Source organism: Lactiplantibacillus brownii, assembly GCF_031085375.1.
In the GTDB taxonomy this organism is placed as follows: Bacteria; Bacillota; Bacilli; order Lactobacillales; family Lactobacillaceae; genus Lactiplantibacillus; species Lactiplantibacillus brownii.
Map to the genome: position 1 here is coordinate 1 of NZ_JAVCWF010000006.1, position 25,517 is coordinate 25,517.

Sequence of the window (25,517 nt, forward strand, 5' to 3'; positions counted from 1 at the left end):
GTATACCTAAGTAATTAATCGAGCATTGCAAGTGGCAAAGTTTCTCACCATTAAAAAAGCTTAGATATATTTAGATACAAATTTTTTGACGTTTTGAATATGTGATAATTAAAGTGTTTAAATGGAACGAACCAGGTCACAACTTAACATTAAAGCGTCGTTTGCGCTTGGTGGGATCACGAAACCAACGGTCGACCTGCTTAAAGAAGGCTTAGTTAACAAGGTCATGGACGTTCAAGATTTCGATAAGGGTGCGGCCGACTCGATGCATACGAACCCGAACCAACAGGAGATCGATGCGTCCTGGTACGCCGATCCTGATAATAAAGGGGCGATGGTTGACCAATTAGACGTTGTGATCCTGTCCGCCTTGGAAATCGATACGAAGTTTAACGTCAACGTTATGACCGGTTCCGACGGTGTGATCCGGGGAGCCGTTGGTGGTCACCAGGACGCGGCGACGGCGAAATTAACGATCATTTCAGCGCCGCTGGTGCGTGGTCGGATCGCCACGGTGGTTCCCGATGTTGCCACGGTCGTGACCCCCGGTGATTCAGTTGACGTCTTGGTCACGGAAGTGGGGATCGCCATCAACCCGAAGCGCCAAGACCTGATTGACGCCATGAAGAAGGTTCCCGGTGTGCCAGTTTACACTATTGAAGAATTACAGCAACGTGCTGAAAAAATCGTTGGTGTGCCTAAACCGCTAGAATATACGGATCAAACCGTTGCCCTCGTGGAATACCGCGACGGGACGTTGATCGATGCGATCAAGGCCGTCAAGGATTAGTTAGTAATTGATCATTAGCTCAACCGGTCGCGACAAGACGCCGCGACCGGTTTGTGTTTAACGGTATAATAATTAAGAGAATTGATGAGGAGGGGCCGCAGATGACAACGATATTTGAGACGGGGGCACCACAAACGATTGCCCAGGTGTTAGCAAACAAGGACGCGCGTGCGGCGCTACAAGCTCAATTGGTGGCAACCAAGGCGCCAGCGACCATTGTCGTAGCGAAGCTCAACATTCCCGGTCCAATCAAGGCCAACCAAACGTTGAGTCGGGTCTTTACGGCGGGCATGGCAGCATGGCAAAACCGGCTGGCAACGGCGGACGTGTCGCAGACCATCTCGGCTGACTGGGATCAGCCGACCGGGCGGGAGCAGTTTGAAGTCGTTGCTGAGTCGGCGGCCGTCGTGAAACGGTTGGCAGTTCAGTTTGAGGACCAGTTCACACTTGGCCGCTTGTTCGACCTGGATGTGTTGACGGTCCAGGACGGTCAGGTCAAGCCGTTATCCCGGTCTGATTTTGACTTACCCGTGCGGACCTGCTTCATTTGTGGCCGACCAGCCAAGGAATGTGCGCGTTCACGGCGGCATAGTGTGGCCGAGCTACAAACGATGATCAGTCAACGCGTTCAAGAATTTTTTGCGAAGGAGGGGCCGACCGATGCTTAAGGGCGATCAACAGTTACCCGCGCTAGCATTACGGGCGCTGTTATACGAGGTTTCCGTGACACCGAAACCGGGACTGGTCGATCCGACCGATCCCGGGCCCCATCCGGACATGACCGTCTTCACCTTTATTGATAGTGCGGTGAGTTTGCAGCCCTACTTCGAGCAATGCCGTCAAGCCGGCCATGATTTTGAGGGTGCCAATCTGCGGCAATTATTTCAACAAATTCGGCCAGCGGGTGTGCAAGCGGAGGCGACGATGTTTGCGGCGACGCGGGGGGTCAACACCCACAAAGGGGCGATCTTTTCGCTTGGGATCCTGGTTGCTGCCAGCGCGGTCGTTTTGCGACAGGCTCAACCGACGATCGCGGCGGTTTTTCAAACGGTGAAGGCAATGGTCCGGGGACTGGTCCATCACGATTTAGGAGCCCTTAATCGGCAGACGGCCCAGACTGCTGGTGAACGGCAGTACTTAAAGTACGGGCAGGGCGGGATTCGTGCCGAAGCCGAAGCCGGCTATCCCACGGTCGTTAACGTGGGGTTACCCTTTTTACGGGAGCGGCGGGGGACCATCAATCAGCGTTTGTTGGATACGCTACTGATGATTGCGAGTCATACGAGTGACTCAAACCTAGTCAAGCGGGCCAAACCGTTGAGATTTTACCGTGGATGCAAGCACAGGCACAGCGGTACTTTGACTTAGGTGGGAGTACGACTAGTGAAGGCTGGGCCTTCTTAACGGACTTGAACCAGACTTTTGTTGCACGCAACCTTAGCTTGGGCGGGTCGGCCGACCTCTTGATTCTGACAATTTACGAGGCCCTCTTAGAAGGGACGTTAACGGCGGAATAAGCGTTAATAATCAGTAAAAAAACAGGTTTGTCGAATTTTTTCGACAAACCTGGTTTTTTGAGTTTTATGCGTGCCGGCCCAGTTTGTTATCGGTGATCAGGTCGATCGTCCGGTTCATCTGGTCACGGTAGTCGGCATTTTCGAGCAACATGGCCGCGATAATGTCTAGCGCGTAGGTGATGGCGAACTGGGAGTTCACGAAACGCGAGTTATTAACGAATTTACTATTCTTCACTTGGATGGTTAAATCGCTCAAAGCCGCGAGGTGACTGTTTTCATCAGAAGTGATCGAAATCACTTTTGCGGATTTCTTTTTGGCGAGGGCCACCGAATTATTCACTTCGTCGGTTTCCCCCGTTAGTGAAATGGCGAGGATCACGTCATCGGGCTGCATAATGCCCCCGCTGATGTACATGACGTGCGTATCGGTCATCGAAAACGCGGCGATACCCATCCGCAGTAAGCGTTGGGTCATTTCTTGAGCGGTGTAACCGGAACTGCCCAGTCCGAACAAGTAGACCCGCCGAGCATGGGAGATCAAGTTGACGGCGGTCTGCAGTTCATCAGTATAGAGTCGTTCCCAGGTTCCGCTGAGGATCTTTTGGTAGTAGTTGTAGACTTGATCGGCAACCGTGTCCGTTTGACTGACGACGGGGGCCTTGGGAGCGGGACTTTCCGCTAACTGGAGTTTAAAGTTGTAAAAGTTTGTGCAGCACATTTTTTTGACGAAACGGGTGATCGTGGCGTTGCTCACGTCCACGGTCTTTGCCAAGCTCGAAATGGTCATTTTCTGCACTTCTTTTGGTGACTGAATGACCTTTAACGCGACTTTACGTTCCTGCCGCGAAAGGGTGGGGTACTGCTCTTCAACTGTGCTGACAATGCTCATAACGGCTTCATTCCAATCTATTTCCCAATATTAACGCTACAATACCATAGATTCCGTCGAATTCAAATAACCGGGTCGGTTAGAGCGTTACTTCGTGCTAAAAGATTTAATACTATCAATGACGAGGTCGGCAAACCACTGGCGATCGATGTGGAAGAGGACGTTGGCGTTGGGTTTACGGTTGGTAATGTGATAATAGTCGATCACCGTTTCACCAGCGGTCAGTTCGCCCTTAGTTTCGACCGCGACGTTGCAACGTTGACTCTCAAATTTTGTGGGATCGATCAACCAGGCGACCGTACACGGGTCGTAGAGTGGTAACCCCTTAAAGTTCCAGTGCTGATGGTCAAAGGACATCCCGTAGAAGTCGAGCAGTCCGCCCATCACATCGGCGACCGGGTTCTTGATCTTATGGATCTTTTTGATTTCTTCGGGTAATAATTGGGCTTCAAAGTCGACGTTTAATGGTGCTAACACGATGGGAATTCCCGATTCCATGACGATTTTAGCCGCTTCGGGATCCACTTGAATATTGAATTCGGTCGTGGGGCCCCAGTTGCCTAGACCCATGCCGCCCCCGAGGATCACGATCTGCTTGATACTCGACCGGAGCTCAAAGTGGACCGAAAGGAAGAGGGCGACGTTGGTGCAGGGGCCGGTGACCACGAGAGTTACTTTTTTCTGATGAGTGGATAAGATTTTAGCCATAAGTTCAGTAGCGGGAATGCCCTGTGAGAAGAAGTCGGGATTCGGCAGGGTCGCGCCGTCAAGCCCGGTGATGCCGTGCATGCTGATCCCGGAAATCAGATCCCGGGTCAGCGGCTTAGCGTTACCGGAAGCGACGGGGATGTCTTCACGTTTCATCAGGGTTAAAAGGGACATGGCATTGCGTAGTGTTTGGCTATGTTTTTGATTACCGGCCGAAGTTGTAACCGCTAACAAATTAATGTTTTTTGAAGCGACTGCAATCATTAAGGCAATCGCGTCGTCGTGACCGGGGTCACAATCTAAAATAATATCTTCCAATGTTCTCAGCTCCAATTAATATCGTTAAAAAGTTGGTTAAGTTGGCCTTTCGACGGCCTTCGTGAAAGACTGAATATAATCGTTTGCTTTTCTTACTATTAATAATTATAGTACAAGTTAGTTATTAATATAAGGGCCTGACCATGCACCCGAGACAAGGTCAGCCGGTTTAATTTTGATAATAAAAACACCAGCCACGTTACGACCGAAGTGTAACTTAAGTAACGTGGTCGGTGCTTTTTTATCAATTCATAATTATTATTGAATGATTATTTTTTATACCGTTGTTACCACTAATAATTTTAACAGAAAGCGGTGCGGGGTGCGATCAAAGTGTCACGATGACTTTACCATCAGGGTTACCGCCCTCAACGAGGTCCTGACCCTTTCGGATACCATCCAGAGTGAATGATTCCAAACGATCAATGGAAACGTGTAACTGATCATTTTGGATCATTAAGGCGATGGCGGCAAAAGCGTCACTGTCGCGGTATTCGCGTCGAGGGATGACCTGCTTATAAGCAACGTCCGGCTTGGCCTGACGATCCTGTGGCAGGGTGGTCAGTGAGACGTAGGTCCCGTGGGGCTTAACGATACTTAACCCGGCCGTCGCGGCACCACTGTTAGTGGCATCGATCAGGATGTCGGCCATGTCGGCGAATTTAGCGCTGACCCGTTCGGTATCGTAGGCTCCAAATTCGGACGCACCCAAGCCCAAGACGGTTTCCCGGGAGCTTTCCGTATCGGTTCCAATGACGTATAACCCAAGGGCCTTCGCCATTTGAACCAACATGGAACCGACCCCACCGGAAGAGCCTAGAATAACGATCGTTTGCCCCTGCTTAACGTGGGCAATGTGCACCAGCGTATTGTAGGACGTGATCCCGGACAATGGTAAGCCGGCCGCTTCATACGGGTTGTACTTCTTGGGCCGAAGTCCTAAATGGTCCGTTGAAACCTTAAAGTATTCCGCGTAAGTCCCGATACCGGGGCGGGCGAGCACGTCATCGCCGAGGTCGTAATCGTGGACGTTGGTGCCCAGCTTGACGATCCGACCGACCGCGTCGGTTCCGAGAATGGTCGGGAACAACATGGTGACGCTGTTCCGGAAAGTTCCGTTACGCACGGCAATGTCGAATGCGTTAATGGCAAACGCCGACGTTTTGACGAGGACTTCGTTGGGCCGCAGTTTTGGCACCGGGAGTTCCAGCTCTTCCATAACGTTAGAGTTACCGTATTGATTAAAACCAAATGCTTTCAAGTCCATCCCTCCAAACGTTGATTAAGCTTGTTGCGCCTTCAAATCGAGCAAGGCGTTGTAAGCTAATTCGTGATCTTCTTCATCAGTTAACCCAGAAACGATCAAGCTACCAATGATCCCGGTGTTGGTGATCCCGATTGGGAAACCACCACCAACGATGGCGAAGTCTTTCGGGCTTAACCCGCTACCCTTGTAGAAACTGTCAGGATCGTCCGCGTAAACGGCCTTTTCAAAGAGGGAACTGTGATCGAACGCGTCGACGACGTTGGCCTTCTTTTGGATCCATAAATTATTTTCGTGCGTGGTTTGGGTGCCGGCGTGGAAGAAGACTTCCCGCTTGTTGATCGTGATTAAAATGCAGACCCGTTCAAAGTCGGCTTTTCCGATCTTGCGGAGACTGTCAACCAACGGATCAACGTCCGCTAAATTGAAGTGGCTGAGCAAAGCTTGGTTTTCCTGGTTTGCGATTTCGTCTGTAGTGAGCATTTAAAAAACCTCTTTCTAAAATATAATGCCTATTCCAATGGGTATGACGTATCAACCTTTTGTGGTAAGCCGGTTTCAAGGGACTTCTTAGCAGCAACGGCGGCCCGTTGTGCCATGATAACGTCGCGGCCTTCTGCAACCAATGGTTCGTCTTTCAAGATTGAACGAACGAAGGCTTTCATTTCAGCAGTGTAGGCTTCACGGTAACGTTCCTTGAAGATTGGAAGTGGCTTTTGTAATTCTTCGTTCTTGTTGTTGTAAAGTTCAACGGTACTGTTGCTTACGTTTTCAGCTTTCAGCATCCCTTCGGAGCCAAAGACTTCAACCCGTTGGTCATAGCCGTAAACGGCCCGACGACTGTTATCAATTAACCCGTAAGTCCCGTTTTCGAATTGAAGAACGAGGGCTAAGGTATCGATATCATCGATGTCCTTCAAGGTTGGGTCGATTAAAGTACCACCCTTAGCATACACCTCTGAGATGTTGCTGTTCATCATGTAACGCGCCATATCGAAATCGTGCATGGTGAAGTCGAATAATAATCCACCGATCCGTTGAATTAAATCGTGTGGCAGTAAGTCAGGGTCGCGGGAAGTGACTTTAACGATTTGAGGAGTCCCAATCTTACCATTGCGAACGCCTTCGTAGACGTTCCGGAATTGAGGGTCCATCCGACGGTTAAATCCGATTTGGAGTTTAACGCCGGCCTTTTTAACTTCGCGTAAAACGTTTAAGCTGGCTTCTTCGACTTGGTTCATACTCAATGGTTTTTCACAGAAGATGTTCTTCCCGGCTTTAGCAGCAGCCGTAACGATCTCTTCGTGGGTGTTTGTTGACGTAAAAATGAAAACGGTGTCAACTTTCGGGTTGTTGAGGATGTCATGGTAGTCGCGGGTCTGATTCGTGATTCCGATATCATTTAAATGTTCGGAAACGTTTTCAATGAAGACGTCGGCAACTTGTTCGATCACAATTTCTGGGATCGTCATTAAGTTCTTCAGATGCATTTGACCGGCGCGGCCTAAACCAATAATACCTGCATGTACTTTTTCCATAATATAAAACCACCTTAGTAAATATTTTTAAATAGTTAATACCCAAATTAAATTATTTATCTTCCGGTTTAACCCCGGAAGCGTCGCCGTACTTGAATTCCATTTGAATGAGTTCAAGTGATTTGCCCCGTGTTTCAGGCGCGCACTTATAGGCGAAGATAAAGGAAAGAATGTTGAAACCAACGAAGATCAAGAAGGTCCAGGTCATCCCGACAGCACTGAGCAGAACCGGGAAGAAGTAACCAACTAAGAAGTTCGCAAACCAGAGGAAGAACGTTGAAACGCCCATCCCAAGGCCCCGCAAGTTTTGCGGGAAGATCTCTGACAAGAGTAACCAAACTAACGGTGAAATAAATCCTTGGAAGAACCCGAGGAACATCATCGTGCAAAGCACAACGTAGATCGGTAGTAACGGGCTCTTGCTAAGAAAGGCTGAAATCAACACGATGAGTAGTAATGAAATCGTCGTCCCAATGATCCCGAACATCAACATGCTCCGCCGGTTAACGCGGTTCATGATCGACATCCCAATGAAAGTGGCGATCACGGAAACAATCCCGTTCCCGATGTTGGCGATCAGGGCCGCATTATGGGCGAAACCAGCCTGGGTCAAAATCGTGGTGCCGTAATACATCATGATGTTGATCCCGATAAATTGTTGCATGACGCCGAGGCCGATCCCGATAAAGACAAGGCGCCGAATCCATGGCGTGGTCAAGTCTTTAAAGGTTGCCTGCTTGATTTCACTTTCCTGGTTCAACGTGTCTTGAATCTGGCTGATCTCATCCTTACAGTCCTTTTCCCGAGGCCGGATCCGCTTTAACGCGTCGAGCGCGTCGTCAAGTTTATTGACCATTACTAACCAGCGCGGGGATTCAGGAACGATCATCATCCCGAAGAATAACAGGACGGCGGGAATCATCCCAAAGCCGATCATGTAGCGCCAGATATGGGAGATGTGACCGAACCAGTTCCCGAGAATGGCGTTAACGATGAAGGCGAGCAGTTGGCCAGTAACGATCATTAATTCGTTTTGCGTGACCAAGCGACCCCGAATTGAAGGCGTGGAAATCTCGGACAAGTACGTTGGGACGATAACCGATGCGCCCCCGACAGCTAAGCCCAAGAGTGCACGGAAGATGATCATCAACAGGGCGTTGGGTGCGACCGCACAAGCTAAGGTACAAAAGAAGAATAGGACTGATAGGTACTTTAATAGTCGCCGCCGCCCAATTCGGTCGGATAACCGACCCGCTAAGACGGCCCCGAACGCGGCCCCGAGGGTGATCCCACTGGTAACCAACCCTTCATTACTTGATGAAAGGTTTAATTCCTGCGGGGTCGCCATGTAACCGATGGCCCCATTAATCACACCGGTATCGACCCCAAACAATAAGCCGCCAAGCGTTGAGATCAACGCGATGTGTTTTAAATTGTGCCCGGCATTTTGATTAACTTCATCATTAGTAGAAGAATCCAGCGGGACTTTGTCATCTCTGACCACTTTTTCTTCGGACATAATCGTTCCTCCTAAATAACAAACCGTTCTATTAATTTTGTTTATACCCTTATAAATGGAATACAAGTGAGTAGCTAATGGCGCCATAACAACATTTAAACAATCGTTACTGTGTGAACAAAGCACCATTTGAATTCCCCTGCTATTATTTCACTATGGATTGTGAATGTCAACACTTTTAAAGAAAGCGCTTTATTTGTGAAAATAATCTTAAAATTGTGTTGACAAAGTCTGGTATATCAGTTATTCTGTAAGCGAACAAGGAAATGAACATATCGCAGATGAAGGCTGAAATTCCTCCGAAACGTGATAATTTCACAAGCGATTGCTCAGTTAAGAAATGCTTATGGAAAGGGGTATCAACATGGGAAAAAGTACAAATATCACAAGTCAAAATATCACAATCGGTATTATTGGTATGGGTCGTATTGGGAACGTGCATTACAAAAATTTAATGCGAATTCCGAATGTCACCATTAAATATATCTGTGATTTGATTGCGACTGATGACTGGGGTATGAAATACAAGGCCGCCGAAAACGTCGTTACTGATTATCACGAAGTTTTAGCGGATCCGGATGTTCAAGCCGTATTGATCTGTGTGCCAACCGACTTACACCCACAATTCACGATCGACGCCGCTGAAGCTGGTAAAGATATCTTCTGTGAAAAGCCCGTTGGGTTTAACGATGAAGAAATTTTGAAAGCGCTTAGCGTTGTCAAGAAGACTGGGGTTAAATTCGAAGTCGGCTTTAACCGGCGTTTCGATAAGAACTTCCGGCGAATCGTTGATCACCGCGAAAACGGCGATATCGGTGATGAACAGGTTCTGAAGATCACTTCACGGGATCCCGAACCACCATCGATGGATTACGTTAAACGATCCGGTGGGATCTTCATGGATATGACGATCCACGACTTTGACATGGCTCGCTACATTACCAACGCCGAAGTCGACCAAGTCTTTGTAACTGGGAACGTCTTGATCGATCCAGAGATCGGTAAAGCCGGTGACATTGATACAGCAATTATTAATTTATCCTTTAAGAACGGCATGATGGGGGTTATCGACAATAGTCGCCAAGCCGTTTACGGCTACGATCAACGGATCGAATTATTCGGTTCTAAGGGCATGGCCCATGCGGATAACGTTAACGATAGTACGACGACCTTTTCCGGAAAGGATGCTGTCAGCGGCGACAAGCCAATGTTCTTTTTCCTTCAGCGTTACATTGACGCGTACAAGGATGAACTAGAATCCTTCTTGGACGCTGTTCGCGGCGTTCACGATGTTGAATGCACCTTTGAAGATGGCATTAAAGCAATTCGGTTAGCTCAAGCGGCCAAGAAGTCACTTGAAACTGGCCAACCAGCAAAAGTTGAAGACATTTAAATAAACCTAGGAGGTTATAATAATGAGTTCAAACGTTAAAGAAGATATTAAATGGGGTATTGCACCAATCGGCTGGCGGAATGATGATATTCCTTCAATCGGGAAAGATAACAATTTACAGCAATTATTAAGCGACATTGTCGTTGCCGGATTCCAAGGTACCGAAGTTGGGGGCTTCTTCCCAGGTCCTGAAAAATTAAACTACGAATTAAAACTCCGGAACTTACAAATTGCCGGTCAGTGGTTCAGTAGTTTCATCATCCGTGACGGGATTGAAAAAGCCAGTGAAGCTTTCGAAAAACACTGCCAATACCTACACGCTTTGAACGCGCCAATTGCCGTTGTTTCGGAACAAACTTACACGATTCAACGATCAGATACGGCCAATATCTTTACTGATAAGGCCCACTTCACTGATAAAGAATGGGATGAAGTTTGCAAAGGTTTGAACCATTACGGCGAAATCGCTGCTAAGTATGGGATCAAGGTTGCTTACCACCACCACATGGGTACCGGGATCCAAACGAAGGAAGAAACCGACCGTTTGATGGCCAACACTGATCCTAAATTAGTTGGCTTGTTATACGATACGGGTCACATCGCCGTTTCTGATGGTGACTACATGTCACTTCTCAATGACCACATCGACCGGATCGTTCACGTGCACTTTAAGGATGTTCGTCGCGATAAAGAAAAGGAATGCCGCGAAAAGGGTCTGACCTTCCAAGGCTCATTCTTAAACGGGATGTTCACGGTTCCTGGCGATGGCGACTTGGACTTCAAGCCGGTCTTTGACAAGTTAGTTGCCAACAACTACAAGGGCTGGATCGTGGTTGAAGCGGAACAAGATCCAGACAAGGCCAACCCACTTGAAATGGCTCAAATCGCGCACAAGTACATCCAAGAACACTTAATCGAAGGTAAATAAATTAAGTCTCGTAATTGAATAACAAACATTTTATAAAATAAAATTTAAGAGGAGATTGTTTATTATGGCTGAAGCACACGTAACAAAAGTTGGGATCGTCGGAATTGGTTTTATCGGATCTGACCATTTACACCGTTTGACTAAGACGGTCGCAAACGTTGACGTTACTGCCGTTTGTGATATCGTTCCCGGCAAAGCGCAAAAAGAATTGGACCGTCAAGGCTTACAAGCTAAGACCTACGACGATTACCACGACTTAGTTAATGATCCAAACGTTGAAGTGGTTGTCTGCACCGCCGACAACGAAGCCCACTACGAAATCGTTATGGCCGCACTAAAGGCCGGCAAGTTCACCTTCTGTGAAAAGCCATTAGCCTTAGATGCAAAGCAATGCATGGACATCATCAACTCCGAAAAGAAACTCGGTCGTCGGATGTTACAAGTTGGTTTCATGCGTCACTACGCACCAGAATACGTTCAAATGAAGAAAATGATCGACGATGGTGTTATTGGCAAGCCATTAATGATGGACCAACGCCACTACAACCAAACTCAACCAGAAGAATACGATACCGCGCATTCGATCATCGAAACTGCGATCCACGAAATCGACCTCGACCACTGGTTAGTTAACGATACTTACGCTAACATCCGGGTCTTCAGTCCAAAGCAAACCCGTCATGCTCAAAACGCTAAGATCAAAGATCCACAAATCGTCATGATCGAAACTAAGACGGGGATCAACATCATCAACGAAGTCTTCGTTCGTTGTCAATATGGTTACGACATCAAGTGTGACGTTATTGGTGAAGAAGGGGTTCTTGAATTACCAACAGTGCCACAAGTTGCGACTCGTTTGAACGCTCAATACAGTACCGCCATCTTAACGGACTGGAAAGCTCGTTTCGAAAGTGCTTACGATATTGAATTCCGCGACTTCATTGGTCACGTTTCCAAGAACGAATCACCAGTTGGTCCTTCTTCATGGGATGGTTACATTGCCGCCGTTACTGCCGATGCTGCTTTGAAGTCATTGGCTGAAGACGGTGCTAAGCAAGACTTAGACTTCCCAGAAACGCCAGCCTTCTACCAGGATGACGCCAAGGTTGCTGAATAACTAACACACATTCCTGACTGGGGAGGTCATCACAATGCAAAAACATAACACACCGATTCGTGCTGCGATCATTGGCCTGGGTCGTTTAGGCTCACGTCATGCTCGTCATTTAGTTGAAAAAATTCAAGGTGTTGACCTAGTTGCGGCCTGTGCCTTAGAGGATGATCAACTACAGTGGGCTCATGATGAATTAGGCGTTGAAACGACGTATAAAGATTACAAAGAAATGATCGATAAAGAAAATATCGATACGATCTTTATTGTTGCGCCAACCCCATTCCATCCAGAAATGACGATTTACGCCATGAATGCCGGTTTGAACGTCTTTTGTGAAAAACCATTAGGGCTTGATTTTGATGAAGTTGCTGAAATGGCAAAGGTCATCAAAGAACATCCTAAGCAGATTTTCCAAAGCGGCTTTATGCGACGCTATGATGAATCGTACCGTTACGCCAAAAAGATCGTTGATGAAGGCGGGATCGGTGACATTATCTATATGCGTGGTTACGGAATTGACCCGATTTCTGGTATGGAAAGCTTTACAAAGTTTGCAACCGAAGCTGATTCGGGCGGGATCTTTGTTGATATGAATATTCATGATGTTGACCTGATTCGGTGGTTCACCGGTCAAGAACCCGTTCAAGCTTACGGCCTGACGAGTAATCTGGCTGCTCCTGAACTGGAGAAAATTGGTGAATCCGAAACGGGTGTTGCTCAGCTGAAGATGAACGGTGGCGTTATTGCGACGTTGATTGGTGGCCGCCACGCTGCACATGGGAATCAAGTTGAACTAGAAGTTATGGGATCAAATGGCTGGTTACGTGTCGGGGAACATCCCGACTTGAACCGGGTCACGGTCTTTAATGAAAACGGTGTTACTCGTCCGTCACTCCAAAGTTTTGGGGAACGGTTCGATAACGCGTTTACGGATGAAGTCCAAGACTTTGTTAATAATGTCGCTAAGGGGACTCAGCCTAACGTTACTGTTGATGATGGTATCAAAGCGCTGAAAATTGCTAAGGCTTGTCAGGAATCTGCTGATACGGGCCAATTGGTAGACATTAACTTATAAAATTAATAGGTATTGGCCTGTTGAAGGAAGAAGGCTTTAACAATGGATATTAGTGGAAAAACAACCGACCAAAAGGGTTCACATACCGGTTTTCTCTGGTTAGCGACGTTTATCGCAGCCATGGGATCACTGCTCTTCGGTTATGATACGGGGATCGTTAACGGTTCACTTGAATTTATGGCGCAAAAGAGTCAGCTTGACTTAACGGCGTTCCAGCAAGGGATCGTTTCCTCTGGGTTAACCTTAGGGGCTGCGTTTGGTGCTATTATTGGGGGACCATTTGCCGATAAGATTGGTCGGAAAAAGATTTTGACCATTCTCGGGATTATCTTTTCAATTGGTGCGATTGGCTGTGCCTTCGCAACCAACATTGGAATTTTAATTGCATTTAGATTTATTTTAGGGCTGGCTGTTGGTTCAGCTTCAGCCAACGTTCCGGTTTACATTGCCGAAATCGCCCCAACGGAATTACGTGGGAAAATGGTGACGACCGCGCAAGTAATGATTGTTTCCGGACAATTCGTTGCTTTCGGTGTTAACGCCGCTTTGACCCCGTTAGGTGCGTCAAACGCTGCTATCTGGCGTTGGATGTTAGGATTAGGGACCATTCCTGGGATTATTCTCTGGATTGGGATGTACTTAATTCCTGAATCACCACGTTGGTTAGTTTCACAAGGTAAAATGGATAAAGCGCTTGGCGTTTTACGTAAGATTCGAGCCGCTGCTAGTGTTGATTCCGAAATGAAGGAAATTCAAGACAAAGATAAGGCTGATAAAGAATTAAACGCTGAACAAGCAACCTTTAAAGAATTGATCAGCAAACGCTGGGTCGTTCAAATCTTGATCACCGGGGCGATGTTGGGGATTATCCAACAATTCGCCGGGATCAACTCCATCATGTATTATGGTGGGAAGATCATCCAAGAATCTGGATTTAATCCGACCGTTGCTGCGATTTTAAACGCTGGTAACGGGTTCTTATCAATCGTCGGGGCCGTTCTTGGGATGTTCACGATCGACTGGTTAGGACGTCGGAAACTTGAATTTGCCGGATTAACAATTTGCGGGATCACGTTAGTTGCTGCTGGTGTTATTCACTCGACGGCGCCAAATGCCGGCTGGGCTGGTATTACGATCGTTGTCTTGGTTTATCTTTACATTATTTTCTTCCAAGGTACTTTAGGACCAGTTACCTGGTTGATCAACTCTGAAATCTTCCCACAACGTTACCGTGGTATCGGGACTGGGATCACGATCTTCGTTTTATGGATCGGTAACTTTATCGTCGGACTCCTTTCACCGGTCTTACTTGAATGGAACATGTCGAATACTTTCTACATCTTCGCAATTTGCTGTGTACTGGGTATTATCTTTGTTGCCATGCGCGTTCCTGAAACTAAGGGTGTTCCGCTTGAAGAAGTTGAACAGTACTTCAGAAATAAGTATGATAAATAATTCGATTCGCTGATTGCGAAAAGAAGGAATCTCTGGCAGATGGATAATCTGACAGAGATTTTTTTATGCGAAAGGAGAACGTACCATGCAATCATTACTCTTTTTCCTATTAGCCGCCCTTGCCGGCTTGTTTCAGCCCATCCAAAGTGGGATCAACTCCCAATTAAAGTATGATTTGAATTCAACGTATTTAAGTGGTGCTATCAGTAACTTTATCGGGGCCCTCTTAATGGTGGGGTTGGCGTTGACGTTGGAACGCAACGGCTTACAGTCCCCAACGCTAAGTGGTAACCATCTGTGGAACTGGACGGGTGGGATCCTGAGCGCGTTGATCGTGTCCGCGATGATCATCGTGCCGAAGAAGATCAGCTATTCCACGTTTTTTGCGCTCTTCATTTTCGGTCAACTGTTCATGTCCCTCGTCATCGATTACTTTGGTTGGTTTGGCTCGGATCACGTACCGCTCAGCCCTAGTCGGATCATAGGGATGCTCTTGTTACTGGCCGGAGTGGTCCTCGTTAAAAAATAGTTATTCGAAACATAAAAAAGCCGCTCCGTGGATCTTGCCGGATAAAGTGAACCCTTAAAATTGGACAACTTTATTAAGCTGCTTTCTGGACGGTAAGTTCCCGGTATTTTATCGGGGACTTGCCGTCCAGTTTTGTTTTGATGCGCCGATGATTGTAGAAGTCTATCCATTCGTTCATAGCTTCGATAAGCGCTGTTTTGGTCTCAAAATGTTCATCCATAACCTCGACTTTCATAATGTGAAAAAACGACTCCATGGCGGCGTTGTCGAGACAAGTGGCTTTACGCGACATACTCTGAAATACATGGTGCTCTTTAAGCGTGTTTTGCCAGTGGCGATGCTGATACTGAAACCCTTGGTCAGTATGGACAGTCGTCCGATAATCTAACACCGGTATTCGATTTAGGGCTTCTTTCAAAGGCTTTAAAGCGAATTCAACGGTCGGGTGGTCACTGATATTGAAAGCCAGAACCTCTCCATTGAAGAGGTCGAGGACTGGTTCTAAATAAACCCGTTCATTTTGGCTTTGGTTCCCATATCGAAATTCACTGACGTCGGTGACTAACTTCTGGTAAGGCCGATCTGTTTTGAATCGTCGCTTAAGTCGATTTGGGGCGATGACGCCAACAGTTCCCTTGTAAGAATTATACTTTCGTTTCTGCCGATTAAAGGCGCCACATAGCCAGTCTTGTTCCCGCATAATCCGTAAGACCCGCTTATGATTGATTTTAAAGCCATAAGCGTCATGTAAAGCACCGGTTATTCGTCGGTACCCGTATTTCCGAGTATATTTTGGATCTTGTTGACGAATCTCATCAATTGCCTGAATAATTTGTGAATCATCTAAGTTACGACCACGATGCTCCTTAGCATAATAATACGTGCTGCGAGGAATACGAACAGCCTTAAGAACTAGTTTGATGGAAACTTGAAAATTCTGCCTTAACTCGTCTACTAGTTCGATGAGTTCGTGTGTTTTGACTTCTTTCGTGCTAAGGCATCGAGTTTTTTTAAGAATTCATTTTCTATTTTTAACATTTGATTCTCTTGTTTTAGCTGCTTCAATTCTGCGGCTGGAGTCTGTGGTTTTTCAGGTTTGGGGTTGTTCTGCTTGTGTTTGGCCATGGTCTTAGGATTCCCTCGTTTGCACTCAAGTCCCGCTATTCCAGATTCCTGGAAGTGTTTTTCCCACTGCCAAATCGTACTTGGCGACGACAAGTCAAAGTGTAAGGCAGTCACTGGAAGCGAAGCTTGATTTCGTTTCCTCCAGTTTAATACATCGACTTTGAACTGACTAGAATATTCTTGGGACATTGACCGGTCTTTTAGACCTTCAATACCTCGCCGCTCAAATCGATGAACCCAATCCAGAATGATTGCATGATTGCTAATGCGATACTTCTTAGCTAGAGACGGTGAACCTTTACCAGATAAGTATTCAGTAACGACCTTTATTCGAAGTTCTAAATTAAATTTTGACATAGTAAAACCCCCAAGGTTAGATTTGGTGTCCAACCTTAGGGGTTCACTTTAGGAGGGTGGCTTTTTTGTGTGCATTCTGCTTCATTTAAACGGACAAGTATACGTCTAAAAGGTGAACGTGTTGTCTGAGAGCGCGTGATTATTTACTTTTTAGTTTATAGTCAAGCTTATCCTTTGTTTCCATCATCGATACCAATTCATCGTAAGTATCACGTGTTTGGGGAGTTAGTGATTCAAGATAACTTTCAATCATCAAAGCAACCATTTCACTAGCTGAACGCTTATCAGCTGTTGCTTTAGACAAAGCCAAAACGGCGTTTCTGGTATGATTATCAACTCGCATGTTTACATCGAAGGTAGGAATTTTTTCCACACTATCTTCGCCAAAACCTGCTTGCTTTCTAGAAATTGATGATACATTTACGTTTACCTTCTTATCAGGACTTTTTACCTGATCATCATTACCGTGTTTCAAAAGTCCCCCCATATTATTCTGCCTCCAATCTAGATATTAATTCAGTAGCAACAGCCGTATATGTGCTGTGAGTAGCTTTATCCCAAACAGAACGACTGCTTTCAGTGATTCCAGTAAGGTCGTATCTCTTTACTCTTTCCATAGCAGTAATGACATTTTCAAATATGTTGTCTTCCCCAAATTCTTCTACGGCCTGTTTAAGAACGGCATTGTCAATAATTGATTGCCCTTTTGTAAGAACTGGAAGAATACCTGCTACATCTACTTTTGCTCCAAATTCGTCAATTAAATTCGTTTGTAAATAGCTTAAGAAACTTTTTGCTCCCAGCAATGCTCTTTGCTGAGTTTGTAGCATAACAATGATCCAGTCGCAGCACATAAAAACGTTATCGTTTGTTAAACTCATTGTAGGGCTTACATCAAGAAACACAAAGTCGAATTTGCTAGATATATTTGACAAAGAGTTTTTAAGATAGCTGACTTTAGCTTTTTCATCAATGTCTTGTTTATCAACCCACCGACTGAATAAGTTCATATCAGCAGCAGCTGGTATTAAGTCAAGACCGTTCTTAATGTTAATGATGCCGTCATTTAAGTCTTTTCCGTTAATTAGTAATGCGAAAAGAGATGGATCAATTGTGATGTTGGAATTTTCGTGACTTTTTGTTTTTATCATTAAATCAGTTAGGTTTGCTTGAGGGTCACAATCTACCATAAGCACTTTATATCCCATATTTGATAATTCCCAACTGATTAAGGCTGTAGTAGATGTTTTACCAGTACCACCCTTTTCATTGGCGCAACTAATTATCATTTTTTAAAATTCCTCCATTCGTACACGGTACACGGTGTACTGTGTTATGTGTACAGTGTACCGTACTCAGTACACAATGTACAGGGAAAAATCCTTAACCATTGAATGCGGAATGACGGCTTTTTTATGAAATTATTTAAGTGTACAGTACACAGTACCCAATACACGGTGTACAGTGTACAAGATACAGTGTACAGTGTACGGTGTACTGTACACAAGAAAAATTGACTAAAGACTTGATAACTGATATAATGATAACCGTAGTCAAAATAGAACATAAAAAGACACCCACCGACGGGAATCGGTGAGCGCCACATAAAAGTCATCTAGTTTAATGACTATTATATCATGGCCGGTGCGATTTTTAAAGCCCTAGGGGACAAGCTGGGGTCTAAATCCAAGGGGACACGTTTGCCAGGGCGACTTCAATAAGTCTGGCTATACCACAACAAGGTCATCTGTACGGCTGGGTGGTGAATGGTGAGCGCGACCATTAACGGCGCGGGTGGTAAAACGAAGCTTCGGCTTGGTGCCACTGATTAGTTGGTGATCGAACAAACATAAATACGTATTGCCAACGCCTACTAGGGCGTTTTTTAGTAGGCTAAACCGAAAACGTAGGTTTATAATGAGTGGTGGTAGCAATACCGCAATTGTACAGACAAGCGACGGGCGTTAACGACCGACGAACTAAGGGGAAACTTTTAGTAGTAGAATTGTACTCTGGTTCAGTTATTCCAAATAGCTGATTCCAGGGAACAATTCTGCGCTCAAAACGTCACTCCCTCTAAACTGAATGGAAAACCGTAACCCGTCAAGTCAAATTCCAAAGAAAAAAAGAAAGTTGGTGGAATTGTTGGAATGTAAGGATTACATTGTTCCATTGAATCCAGATGTGATCGTTAAGAAGACAATCTATCGGAGTTCTGCAAGAATTACTGATCGGCAAAGGAACCAAGTGAAGAGAGTTTTGCGTAGTCAAGGGTATCAGGGAAGAATTAGTAGTATTCGATACACTCGGGTAAATTACAAGTATTCATTTAAAGTATTCGTGAAGTATCAGGGGAGTGTCGGTAAGTTTTTGGTTAATACAAAGAATGAGACAGTTGAATTCAAGGGAATGGCCTAGACGTAATTTCAGTGAATTTCACAAAGTATATTTACCGATAAATCAGGGATTGAATAGCTATACCAATTGGTTATCAGAAATTTTCACAAAGGTAAAATAACGGATCGTTGTTTTATCAGGGTGAATGGTGGTTACTTGGGATAAGCCGCCTTATGTGAAGTAGAAATTGGTATACTAAAAAAGGCTCCCGGTTTAACACTGGAGGCCTTTTTTCTAGGTTACATATTTTGAGGATGAATGTTTTTATCTTCGTAGCTTTTACTTGGGGGCTGTAACATGATGAATACTGCTTAGTTTTTGGTGCCGTACCCCGCAATAGATGCGTCGCTTCGTTGGTATTATCTTAAATGCTAAGTACCGAGTTGAGAAGGATCATAAAAATATTGGCGTCATAATCCCACTGGACGACGAAGAACTTAAATTTTTAATGACTAAAGCCTTGAGACGTTACTTTAACGCCCTAAGAAGCAATGAGAAGCACATCAAGAACGTGGAAAACTACCTGTACGGCACCATGCAAAATCTATTTGGTGTTTGGTGGAATAAACAAGCGGCTAGAGAATACGCGGCCAAACACCCCGAAGAAGAAAAGCCGGCCGACAACGACAACAGTGGGTTGTACTACTAGTCCTAAAAGGCTGCAAAATCCTTTCTAAACGGTTTTGAGACTTACTCACCCTTTATGCTTAAGCTATATTTAACTGGCTTAAACAGAAGAACAGGGGCTTTTAAATAAGTGTCAGAGATAACTAGCTCAAAAGTTCAGCCTTTAGATCAATGCCAACCTCAAGTGGTCTGAGGCCAGGGCTTTATCTATTGATAAGGTACTCAAAAGGTAGTATAATGGTAGTAGTAAAAGAAAGGAGATGAGACAATCATGGCAGTTAAGGAAAAGAAACGGGTCCAAGTCAAGATTGATAAAGATTTGGCCGATGATACCGAAGCAGTTTTAAGCGAATTGGGCTTAAATCCAACCACGGCCATTAACATGTTTTACAAGCGGATTGTTGCTAATGGTGCTTTACCTTTTAATGTGTCTTTAAGCGAAGAAGAAAGAGCTAATTTACGCTTTTTAAAGGCGACCGAAGGGACACCAGTCACCGAGTTCAAAGACGCTAAAGAGGTCGCTGATTGGCTCAACGATCCAGATGAGGACTAATGACTTAGTCAGCCTATACGTTAGTTTTGTAGAAACTAACGGTGGCAAGTCTCGACCAGTTTTAATTCGTCGGGTATCAGGACAGACGGTCGAGGCTTTTAAAATTACTAGTCAGTATGAAAAGAAGTCGGCTTATATCAAGCAACAATATTATCCGATTCAAGATTGGCAATCCGCTGGGTTGAAGAAACCTTCCTGGGTCGATCTTGGTAATATTTATCGCTTTCCCAAAGCCGGTTTAAACTTTAAAGAAATCGGTCATTTAAGTAAGCTAGATCAAAATAAAATTTCAGATTTTACGCTTGACCTAAAATCAAAAAGAAGAGGTAAGGGTCAAAAGATAATTCAACAGCGATCAAGTAAAAGGAAGCACAAAGAAAGTAAAGCAGAGCTTACACAAAGAATTCAAAAACAGTTAAAAGACTTTGCTAAATACAATCCAGAAATTAAGCCAAAAAACAATCCTGAAAATAAAAACGATCGGCCTAGTTATTAGGTTGATCGTTTTTTAATTTATCCGGTTTATGGGCGTTAACATAGTCAGCAAATATTTTTAAAAGTTCTTCGGTTTGTTCGACTGATAAGTTATCAGCCTGAAAGTATTTTTCGATTAAGGCTCCTTTTTGAATTAGTCGACGAGAGCGGGCCTTGCGTGCTTGGCGGTTTTCATAGTATTTAGATTGCCGTAATTTAAAATCTTCTCGTTCAATTTTTTGATTTAAACGTGCTTGTTGTTTAACTAATTTTTCATATTGATTAGGCATGGAATTTCCCCATCTCGTATGGCTAATGATCTACGGACTTTACCTTTAAAAATTCAGAAAATTGCTTGGCTAAAAGCTTAATCTGATCGTTAGACAAATTAGCATAATCTAAATTGGCTTGACTGATGATTTGTTTACCTAGCCGTTGTTCAATCTTATTTTTTTCAGCTTTAATCTTTTGATTAAGGGCTTTTAATTTAGCTTCTTGTTTTTCTAAGTTACTTTGAGACATAACGATCCCTCCAATCATATTAGAAATAATCACCGAAACTATATCATATAGGAAACGTTAAGTCAAAGGATAAAAGTTGAAATAGCGAAGCGGAAGGCATACACTAGAAGTAAATTTAGGAGAATCAGCAGTCCGAGTGAAACGAGGTCAATGCGCACTTACACGTCATCTTTGATGACGTTGTGCTAAACCCATTAAAACTTGTATTAGAAGTCGCCGTTGGCGACAACAAAATCAAACCCATAAACCCTAAAAGAAAGGAGACAACAGCATGGCAATTTTTCATATGAGTTTTCAAAATATAAGCGCAGGAAAAATGCGTAGTGCGGTTGCCAGTGCCGCTTATCGAAGTGGTGAAAAGCTATTTGATGATAAGGAAGGTCGCCACTATTTTTATGCCCGCTCGGTTATGCCAGAAAGCTTTATTTTGACGCCAAAAAATGCACCAGAATGGGCCAGTGATCGAGAGCAGTTGTGGAATGAAGTTGAAAAGAAAGATCGTAAATCAAACTCACGGTATGCAAAAGAGTTTAACGTGGCTTTACCGGTAGAATTAAGTGAATCCGAACAGAAAGAATTACTGACAAAATATGTGCAAGAAAATTTTGTTGATGAGGGCATGGTAGCCGACGTGGCAATTCATCGCGACCACCCAGATAATCCGCACGCTCATGTGATGTTAACCAATCGCCCATTTAACCCCGATGGTACTTGGGGACAGAAAACAAAAACCGAATACATTTTAGATAGTCATGGTAATAAAACTAAGACCCCTGCAGGGAATGTAAGAAACCGAAAAATTTGGTTGGTTGATTGGGATAAAAAAGAAAAAATAACTGAATGGCGGCACAATTGGGCGTTGAGTGTTAATCAAGTTTTAGAGCAAAAAAATATTCCCGATCGGATCAGCGAAAAATCCTTTGAAAATCAAGGAATAGATGAAGTTCCAACTCAACATGAGGGAATCAATAGTAAGCGGCATGAAAGAAAAGAATTTAATCAACAAGTTAAGGACTATCGCAAGGCCAAAGCCAGTTATAAAAATAACCAAGAAAAAGCAATCAATAGAGGTCATTTAGATAGCCTAAGTAAACACTTCTCGTTTAATGAAAAACGGGTAGTTAAAGAGCTAAGCCATGAACTGAAAACTTATATCAGTTTGGAGAACTTAGATGATAAGCGGCGCATGCTATTTAATTGGAAAAACAGTACCTTAATTAAACATGCGGTTGGTGAAGATGTGACTAAACAATTATTGACAATTAACCAACAAGAAAGCTCACTCAAAAAAGCAGATGAACTCTTAAATAAAGTGGTTGATCGCACGACTAAAAAACTTTATCCAGAGCTTAATTTTGAACAGACCACGCAAGCTGAAAGACGAGAATTAATTAAGGAAACCAATAGCGAACAAACAGTTTTCAAGGGTAGTGAATTAAACGAACGTTTAATGAACATTCGTGATGATTTGTTGACACAACAATTATTGACCTTTACCAAACGGCCATACGTTGGCTGGAAGTTATTAATGCAACAGGAAAAGGAAGTCAAAATCGAACTGAAATATACGCTGATGATTCATGACGATAACTTAGAAAGTCTAGAACACGTCGATCAAGGGTTACTAGAGAAATATTCACCAATCGAACAGCAAAAGATTACTCGCGCAGTCAAAGATTTGCGAACAATCATGGCTGTTAAGCAAGTTATTCAAACGCAATACCATGAAGTATTGAAAAGGGCCTTTCCCAAAGGCGATTTAGATGGATTGCCATTGACTAAACAGGAACAGGCTTATACAGCCGTGATGTACTATGATCCAACTTTAAAGCCATTAAAAGTCGAAACAATGGAACAATGGCAATCAAATCCACCACAGGTTTTCAGTACCCAAGAACATCAATTAGGGTTAGCTTATTTGTCGGGACAGCTTAGCTTAGATCAGTTAGAAAATCATCACTTACAACGGGTTTTAAAGCATGATGGCACTAAACAACTCTTTTTTGGCGAATGCAAAGTCGATCCGACGATTAAGAACAGTCAGATCGAGAAAATTCAAAAACAGTTAAAAGGGCAACAAGCCAAGGACGACCAGTACAGAAAAGCAAATATCGGACATTATCAACCACTGAACTACAAGCCAGTTAGTCCAGACTATTACTTAAAGACGGCCTTTAGTAACGCAATCATGACCGCCTTATATGCCCGTGATGAAGATTACGAACGGCAAAAACAGGCGCAAGGTTTAAAGGAGACTGAGTGGGAAATGACGAAAAAGCAACGGCAACACCAAACCCGGAACCGGCATGAAGATGGGGGTATGCACTTGTAATCAAAATGTACTCATTATGTCTCATCTTTTACACCTGTTTCCATTTGGAATTCAGATAAGAAATCACGCATATACTTTGTTCGACGACTGGCTTCTTGCTTTCCCGTTCTGGTATTCATTGAACTTGCTAATTTCAGTAGCTTTTCATAAAAGTGATTGATGGTTGTACTTTTGTGATGGCGATAATCATCGTGTGTTTTGATTTCCTTCACTGATATTTTGGGATCGTATATTTCCTGTCCAGCGTGCCCGCCGTAAGCAAATGCACGTGCTATGCCGATTGCACCTAGTGCATCAAGTCTATCAGCGTCCTGAACACATTTACCTTCGTTAGAAAGCTGGTAATGGTGTTCAATGTTGTCAGAATATGACATATGTTGGATAATATCTAAAATGTCTTCTCTAGCCGGAGTTGCAATATTCTCATGGCTAAGTATAATTCGTACTTCTCTCAGTCTATTCTTTTTATCTGCAGTGACTTTTTCGTCTATGGTGTCATGCAAATAGCTAGCTGCTTTCACAACATACAGACCAATATCAGTTTCATCTTTTTTAAAATCTTCTGTATATATTTTCTGAGCTAACTTAGCCACTCTTTGGGCATGAAGAAAATCATGCCCAGTTGGATCAAAGGCCATATTTTCTTTAGAAAATGATTTTATATCATCTAAACTCATTACTCTTTATCTCCTTTAATTACTTTATTTCGTAAAGCTATCAAGCATAGAGAAATTGTGAATACGGCAACAAAAAACAAAATCAAGAAATTGATTGCTAACCCCCATTTTGTCCCTGAAATTACACTCCCTTGTTGTTTCTGCAATAAAGAAACAATAGAGGACGATATTGCAATTCCAACTGCTCCTGAATAAGCTTGAACCGTCATATAAATCGAATTACCATCATTTACTAACCCAGCAGGTAATTGAGACAAACTATAGGTCATGATGTTACTGTAGCTAAAGCTCAATCCCACCATAAAAAGCATATATATTAAAACCAGCCCGCCAATACTTGGTGTAAATAGGTTGGCGCCCAAAAAGGTCAGTCCAATGATTATACAGCCACTTATAATGGGTAAGCGGGGTGCAGTTTTATCGTAAATAATACCAGCAACCACCGATAGCACTGCATCAATCACAGCGGCAGGAGCAATTAGAAAACCTACCAAACCAGGTGACTGGGCAAAAAGTATTTGTAGCACATTAGGGATTAAGTATGACATACTCAAAGAACTGAATTGCAATAGAAAAAAAGCACTTAACAACTGCAAAAAGCGTTTGTTTTTAAAGAGACTTAATTCCAACAATTTATGGCTCTTATGCTTCTCATTAAGAAGGAAAAGTAAGCCACTAAAAAAAGCTGTTCCTAGTAAAAATAAATACAATTTAAAAGAGCTACTGTTAGCAGTCAAGTTAACAATAAACATCAACGTCGTTGTCAAAAAAATGGCCAAGAAAATGCCCCCACGGACATCAAAGGGAACGTAATGAACCGGTGAACTTTGTTCAATGCTAAGCTCACCAAGCAGCCAGGTAACCATAATAATTGGTATTAAAATTATAAATAGAAAATGCCAATTGAATGTGTCCTGAATTATGCCACCATATATGGGACCCACTGCTGGTGCAAAGGCAATAACTAAGCTACCTAGCCCCATAAAAGTGCCAACTTTTTTCTTTGGCACTTGATCTAGTATGACAGCAAACATCAACGGTAACGCGATTCCATCAGCAATGCCTTGACATAAGCGGCCTAGCAAAACTAAATTAAAGCTGTTGGAAAAGCTTGCAATCAACGTACCGACTAAAAAGCTTAAGCACGAAACTCTAAATAAAGTTACCACACGAAACCGTCTTAAAAAGAATGAACCCAATGGAATCAAACTAGTTGAGACTAGCATATATCCAGTAGTCAACCATTGAACTTGACTGATAGGTATAGAAAAATACGTTGTTAATTGTGGGAAGGTTATGTTTAACGCTGTTTCAACCACTATTCCTAAAAAGCTTAAAAGACCAATCGAAATTATTGCGCTCAATAGTTTGTTGTGTTTCTCTTGAACCAAGAATTTCACCTTCCAAACACTACAT

General features: G+C 43.9%; 25 protein-coding genes and 3 pseudogenes. 14 read left to right on the forward strand and 14 right to left on the reverse strand.

From position 1 onward, the window contains the following. Window positions 1–148 precede the first annotated feature (148 nt). From RA086_RS15195 to citG, 3 genes and pseudogenes are all read left to right on the forward strand, one after another. A pseudogene (locus tag RA086_RS15195) lies at window positions 149–790 on the forward strand (citrate lyase subunit alpha); the annotation flags it as partial. A gap of 101 nt (window positions 791–891) precedes the next feature. Further along, window positions 892–1,458, forward strand: a complete 567-nt coding sequence (citX, locus tag RA086_RS15200) for a citrate lyase holo-[acyl-carrier protein] synthase (RefSeq protein ID WP_054519362.1) — start codon at window positions 892–894, stop codon at window positions 1,456–1,458. Then, window positions 1,451–2,307 (forward strand): annotated as a pseudogene (citG, locus tag RA086_RS15205) (triphosphoribosyl-dephospho-CoA synthase CitG). Before citX ends, citG begins: the two are co-directional and overlap by 8 nt. A 64-nt stretch (window positions 2,308–2,371) precedes the next feature. Here citG and RA086_RS15210 read toward each other — a convergent pair. The 6 genes from RA086_RS15210 to RA086_RS15235 all read right to left on the reverse strand — a co-directional run bounded on the left by RA086_RS15210 (window position 2,372) and on the right by RA086_RS15235 (window position 8,543). Further along, a complete protein-coding gene (locus RA086_RS15210) occupies window positions 2,372–3,196 on the reverse strand; it encodes a MurR/RpiR family transcriptional regulator (protein WP_308704589.1) in 825 nt (274 codons plus the stop codon). A gap of 87 nt (window positions 3,197–3,283) precedes the next feature. Beyond that, on the reverse strand, window positions 3,284–4,222 hold the full coding sequence (rihA, locus tag RA086_RS15215; RefSeq protein ID WP_122210886.1) for a pyrimidine-specific ribonucleoside hydrolase RihA: 939 nt from the start codon (window positions 4,220–4,222) through the stop codon (window positions 3,284–3,286). Between the two features lie 328 nt (window positions 4,223–4,550). Beyond that, entirely contained in the window at window positions 4,551–5,489 is a 939-nt protein-coding gene (locus RA086_RS15220) for an NADP-dependent oxidoreductase (RefSeq protein WP_225422880.1), read from the reverse strand. 15 nt (window positions 5,490–5,504) lie between these two features. After that, window positions 5,505–5,969, reverse strand: coding sequence for a heme-degrading domain-containing protein (locus RA086_RS15225; RefSeq protein WP_027822265.1), 465 nt, complete (start codon window positions 5,967–5,969; stop codon window positions 5,505–5,507). A 29-nt stretch (window positions 5,970–5,998) separates the two neighbouring features. Beyond that, on the reverse strand, window positions 5,999–7,024 hold the full coding sequence (gene iolG, locus RA086_RS15230; RefSeq protein ID WP_027822264.1) for an inositol 2-dehydrogenase: 1,026 nt from the start codon (window positions 7,022–7,024) through the stop codon (window positions 5,999–6,001). A gap of 52 nt (window positions 7,025–7,076) precedes the next feature. Next, entirely contained in the window at window positions 7,077–8,543 is a 1,467-nt protein-coding gene (locus tag RA086_RS15235; RefSeq protein ID WP_054519245.1) for a sugar porter family MFS transporter, read from the reverse strand. Window positions 8,544–8,907: 364 nt separating this feature from the next. Between RA086_RS15235 and iolG (RA086_RS15240) the strand changes: the two genes are divergently transcribed. The 6 genes from iolG (RA086_RS15240) to RA086_RS15265 all read left to right on the forward strand — a co-directional run bounded on the left by iolG (RA086_RS15240) (window position 8,908) and on the right by RA086_RS15265 (window position 15,037). Continuing rightward, the gene (iolG, locus tag RA086_RS15240) at window positions 8,908–9,936 is read left to right on the forward strand and encodes an inositol 2-dehydrogenase (RefSeq protein ID WP_032823141.1); all 1,029 of its coding nucleotides are present in this window, start codon (window positions 8,908–8,910) and stop codon (window positions 9,934–9,936) included. Between the two features lie 22 nt (window positions 9,937–9,958). Next, complete coding sequence (gene iolE, locus RA086_RS15245) at window positions 9,959–10,864, forward strand: myo-inosose-2 dehydratase (protein WP_054519244.1); 906 nt, start codon at window positions 9,959–9,961, stop codon at window positions 10,862–10,864. Window positions 10,865–10,928: 64 nt separating this feature from the next. After that, complete coding sequence (locus tag RA086_RS15250) at window positions 10,929–11,981, forward strand: Gfo/Idh/MocA family protein (RefSeq protein WP_027822260.1); 1,053 nt, start codon at window positions 10,929–10,931, stop codon at window positions 11,979–11,981. Window positions 11,982–12,015: 34 nt separating this feature from the next. Continuing rightward, complete coding sequence (locus RA086_RS15255) at window positions 12,016–13,053, forward strand: Gfo/Idh/MocA family oxidoreductase (protein WP_308704592.1); 1,038 nt, start codon at window positions 12,016–12,018, stop codon at window positions 13,051–13,053. Window positions 13,054–13,095: 42 nt separating this feature from the next. Beyond that, the gene (locus RA086_RS15260; RefSeq protein WP_027822258.1) at window positions 13,096–14,508 is read left to right on the forward strand and encodes a sugar porter family MFS transporter; all 1,413 of its coding nucleotides are present in this window, start codon (window positions 13,096–13,098) and stop codon (window positions 14,506–14,508) included. Window positions 14,509–14,593: 85 nt separating this feature from the next. Continuing rightward, the gene (locus RA086_RS15265; protein WP_027822257.1) at window positions 14,594–15,037 is read left to right on the forward strand and encodes a DMT family transporter; all 444 of its coding nucleotides are present in this window, start codon (window positions 14,594–14,596) and stop codon (window positions 15,035–15,037) included. A gap of 73 nt (window positions 15,038–15,110) precedes the next feature. Here RA086_RS15265 and RA086_RS15270 read toward each other — a convergent pair whose 3' ends face one another. The 4 genes from RA086_RS15270 to RA086_RS15285 form a co-directional block, all read right to left on the reverse strand. Beyond that, a complete protein-coding gene (locus tag RA086_RS15270; protein ID WP_225914167.1) occupies window positions 15,111–16,055 on the reverse strand; it encodes an IS3 family transposase in 945 nt (314 codons plus the stop codon). Beyond that, window positions 15,992–16,519, reverse strand: a complete 528-nt coding sequence (locus RA086_RS15275; RefSeq protein WP_229094471.1) for a helix-turn-helix domain-containing protein — start codon at window positions 16,517–16,519, stop codon at window positions 15,992–15,994. The genes RA086_RS15270 and RA086_RS15275 overlap by 64 nt, the downstream gene beginning before the upstream one ends. Window positions 16,520–16,658: 139 nt before the next feature. Continuing rightward, complete coding sequence (locus tag RA086_RS15280) at window positions 16,659–17,006, reverse strand: DUF5388 domain-containing protein (RefSeq protein ID WP_016511698.1); 348 nt, start codon at window positions 17,004–17,006, stop codon at window positions 16,659–16,661. 1 nt (window position 17,007) lies between these two features. Continuing rightward, window positions 17,008–17,808 (reverse strand): ParA family protein, encoded by an 801-nt coding sequence (locus RA086_RS15285; protein WP_016511697.1) that lies wholly within the window; start codon window positions 17,806–17,808, stop codon window positions 17,008–17,010. Between the two features lie 796 nt (window positions 17,809–18,604). Between RA086_RS15285 and RA086_RS15290 the strand changes: the two genes are divergently transcribed. From RA086_RS15290 to RA086_RS15305, 4 genes and pseudogenes are all read left to right on the forward strand, one after another. Then, the gene (locus tag RA086_RS15290; RefSeq protein ID WP_308704594.1) at window positions 18,605–18,937 is read left to right on the forward strand and encodes a hypothetical protein; all 333 of its coding nucleotides are present in this window, start codon (window positions 18,605–18,607) and stop codon (window positions 18,935–18,937) included. 286 nt (window positions 18,938–19,223) lie between these two features. Beyond that, window positions 19,224–19,565 (forward strand): annotated as a pseudogene (locus RA086_RS15295) (replication initiator protein A); the annotation flags it as partial. Window positions 19,566–19,814: 249 nt separating this feature from the next. Continuing rightward, window positions 19,815–20,096: a type II toxin-antitoxin system RelB/DinJ family antitoxin gene (locus RA086_RS15300; RefSeq protein WP_003646131.1), complete on the forward strand. Its 282-nt coding sequence runs from the start codon at window positions 19,815–19,817 to the stop codon at window positions 20,094–20,096. Further along, the gene (locus tag RA086_RS15305) at window positions 20,086–20,592 is read left to right on the forward strand and encodes a hypothetical protein (protein ID WP_308704595.1); all 507 of its coding nucleotides are present in this window, start codon (window positions 20,086–20,088) and stop codon (window positions 20,590–20,592) included. Before RA086_RS15300 ends, RA086_RS15305 begins: the two co-directional genes overlap by 11 nt. Here RA086_RS15305 and RA086_RS15310 read toward each other — a convergent pair. Together RA086_RS15310 and RA086_RS15315 are read right to left on the reverse strand one after the other, a co-directional pair. Beyond that, complete coding sequence (locus RA086_RS15310) at window positions 20,582–20,860, reverse strand: hypothetical protein (RefSeq protein ID WP_122211492.1); 279 nt, start codon at window positions 20,858–20,860, stop codon at window positions 20,582–20,584. The genes RA086_RS15305 and RA086_RS15310 overlap by 11 nt on opposite strands. A gap of 22 nt (window positions 20,861–20,882) precedes the next feature. Beyond that, window positions 20,883–21,092: a hypothetical protein gene (locus tag RA086_RS15315; RefSeq protein WP_225083674.1), complete on the reverse strand. Its 210-nt coding sequence runs from the start codon at window positions 21,090–21,092 to the stop codon at window positions 20,883–20,885. Window positions 21,093–21,363: 271 nt separating this feature from the next. Between RA086_RS15315 and mobQ the strand changes: the two genes are divergently transcribed. Further along, window positions 21,364–23,424 carry a MobQ family relaxase gene (gene mobQ / locus RA086_RS15320; RefSeq protein ID WP_265481487.1) on the forward strand — a complete coding sequence of 687 codons (2,061 nt, stop codon included), beginning with the start codon at window positions 21,364–21,366 and terminating at the stop codon, window positions 23,422–23,424. A gap of 14 nt (window positions 23,425–23,438) precedes the next feature. Here the strand turns inward: mobQ and RA086_RS15325 are convergent, their stop codons facing one another. Together RA086_RS15325 and RA086_RS15330 are read right to left on the reverse strand one after the other, a co-directional pair. Continuing rightward, on the reverse strand, window positions 23,439–24,101 hold the full coding sequence (locus RA086_RS15325; RefSeq protein WP_014940864.1) for an HD domain-containing protein: 663 nt from the start codon (window positions 24,099–24,101) through the stop codon (window positions 23,439–23,441). Further along, entirely contained in the window at window positions 24,101–25,492 is a 1,392-nt protein-coding gene (locus tag RA086_RS15330; protein ID WP_041142890.1) for an MFS transporter, read from the reverse strand. Before RA086_RS15330 ends, RA086_RS15325 begins: the two co-directional genes overlap by 1 nt. Between the last annotated feature and the right edge of the window lie 25 nt (window positions 25,493–25,517).

Bases quoted from the DNA above. Each gene is read 5' to 3' on its own strand.
- citX (WP_054519362.1), top strand. From the start codon at position 892: ATGACAACGATATTTGAGACGGGGGCACCACAAACGATTGCCCAGGTG.
- RA086_RS15210 (WP_308704589.1), bottom strand. From the start codon at position 3,196: ATGAGCATTGTCAGCACAGTTGAAGAGCAGTACCCCACCCTTTCGCGG.
- RA086_RS15220 (WP_225422880.1), bottom strand. From the start codon at position 5,489: ATGGACTTGAAAGCATTTGGTTTTAATCAATACGGTAACTCTAACGTT.
- RA086_RS15225 (WP_027822265.1), bottom strand. From the start codon at position 5,969: ATGCTCACTACAGACGAAATCGCAAACCAGGAAAACCAAGCTTTGCTC.
- iolG (WP_027822264.1), bottom strand. From the start codon at position 7,024: ATGGAAAAAGTACATGCAGGTATTATTGGTTTAGGCCGCGCCGGTCAA.
- RA086_RS15235 (WP_054519245.1), bottom strand. From the start codon at position 8,543: ATGTCCGAAGAAAAAGTGGTCAGAGATGACAAAGTCCCGCTGGATTCT.
- iolG (WP_032823141.1), top strand. From the start codon at position 8,908: ATGGGAAAAAGTACAAATATCACAAGTCAAAATATCACAATCGGTATT.
- iolE (WP_054519244.1), top strand. From the start codon at position 9,959: ATGAGTTCAAACGTTAAAGAAGATATTAAATGGGGTATTGCACCAATC.
- RA086_RS15250 (WP_027822260.1), top strand. From the start codon at position 10,929: ATGGCTGAAGCACACGTAACAAAAGTTGGGATCGTCGGAATTGGTTTT.
- RA086_RS15255 (WP_308704592.1), top strand. From the start codon at position 12,016: ATGCAAAAACATAACACACCGATTCGTGCTGCGATCATTGGCCTGGGT.
- RA086_RS15260 (WP_027822258.1), top strand. From the start codon at position 13,096: ATGGATATTAGTGGAAAAACAACCGACCAAAAGGGTTCACATACCGGT.
- RA086_RS15265 (WP_027822257.1), top strand. From the start codon at position 14,594: ATGCAATCATTACTCTTTTTCCTATTAGCCGCCCTTGCCGGCTTGTTT.
- RA086_RS15275 (WP_229094471.1), bottom strand. From the start codon at position 16,519: ATGTCAAAATTTAATTTAGAACTTCGAATAAAGGTCGTTACTGAATAC.
- RA086_RS15280 (WP_016511698.1), bottom strand. From the start codon at position 17,006: ATGGGGGGACTTTTGAAACACGGTAATGATGATCAGGTAAAAAGTCCT.
- RA086_RS15285 (WP_016511697.1), bottom strand. From the start codon at position 17,808: ATGATAATTAGTTGCGCCAATGAAAAGGGTGGTACTGGTAAAACATCT.
- RA086_RS15290 (WP_308704594.1), top strand. From the start codon at position 18,605: ATGGAAAACCGTAACCCGTCAAGTCAAATTCCAAAGAAAAAAAGAAAG.
- RA086_RS15300 (WP_003646131.1), top strand. From the start codon at position 19,815: ATGGCAGTTAAGGAAAAGAAACGGGTCCAAGTCAAGATTGATAAAGAT.
- RA086_RS15305 (WP_308704595.1), top strand. From the start codon at position 20,086: ATGAGGACTAATGACTTAGTCAGCCTATACGTTAGTTTTGTAGAAACT.
- RA086_RS15310 (WP_122211492.1), bottom strand. From the start codon at position 20,860: ATGCCTAATCAATATGAAAAATTAGTTAAACAACAAGCACGTTTAAAT.
- RA086_RS15315 (WP_225083674.1), bottom strand. From the start codon at position 21,092: ATGTCTCAAAGTAACTTAGAAAAACAAGAAGCTAAATTAAAAGCCCTT.
- mobQ (WP_265481487.1), top strand. From the start codon at position 21,364: ATGGCAATTTTTCATATGAGTTTTCAAAATATAAGCGCAGGAAAAATG.
- RA086_RS15325 (WP_014940864.1), bottom strand. From the start codon at position 24,101: ATGAGTTTAGATGATATAAAATCATTTTCTAAAGAAAATATGGCCTTT.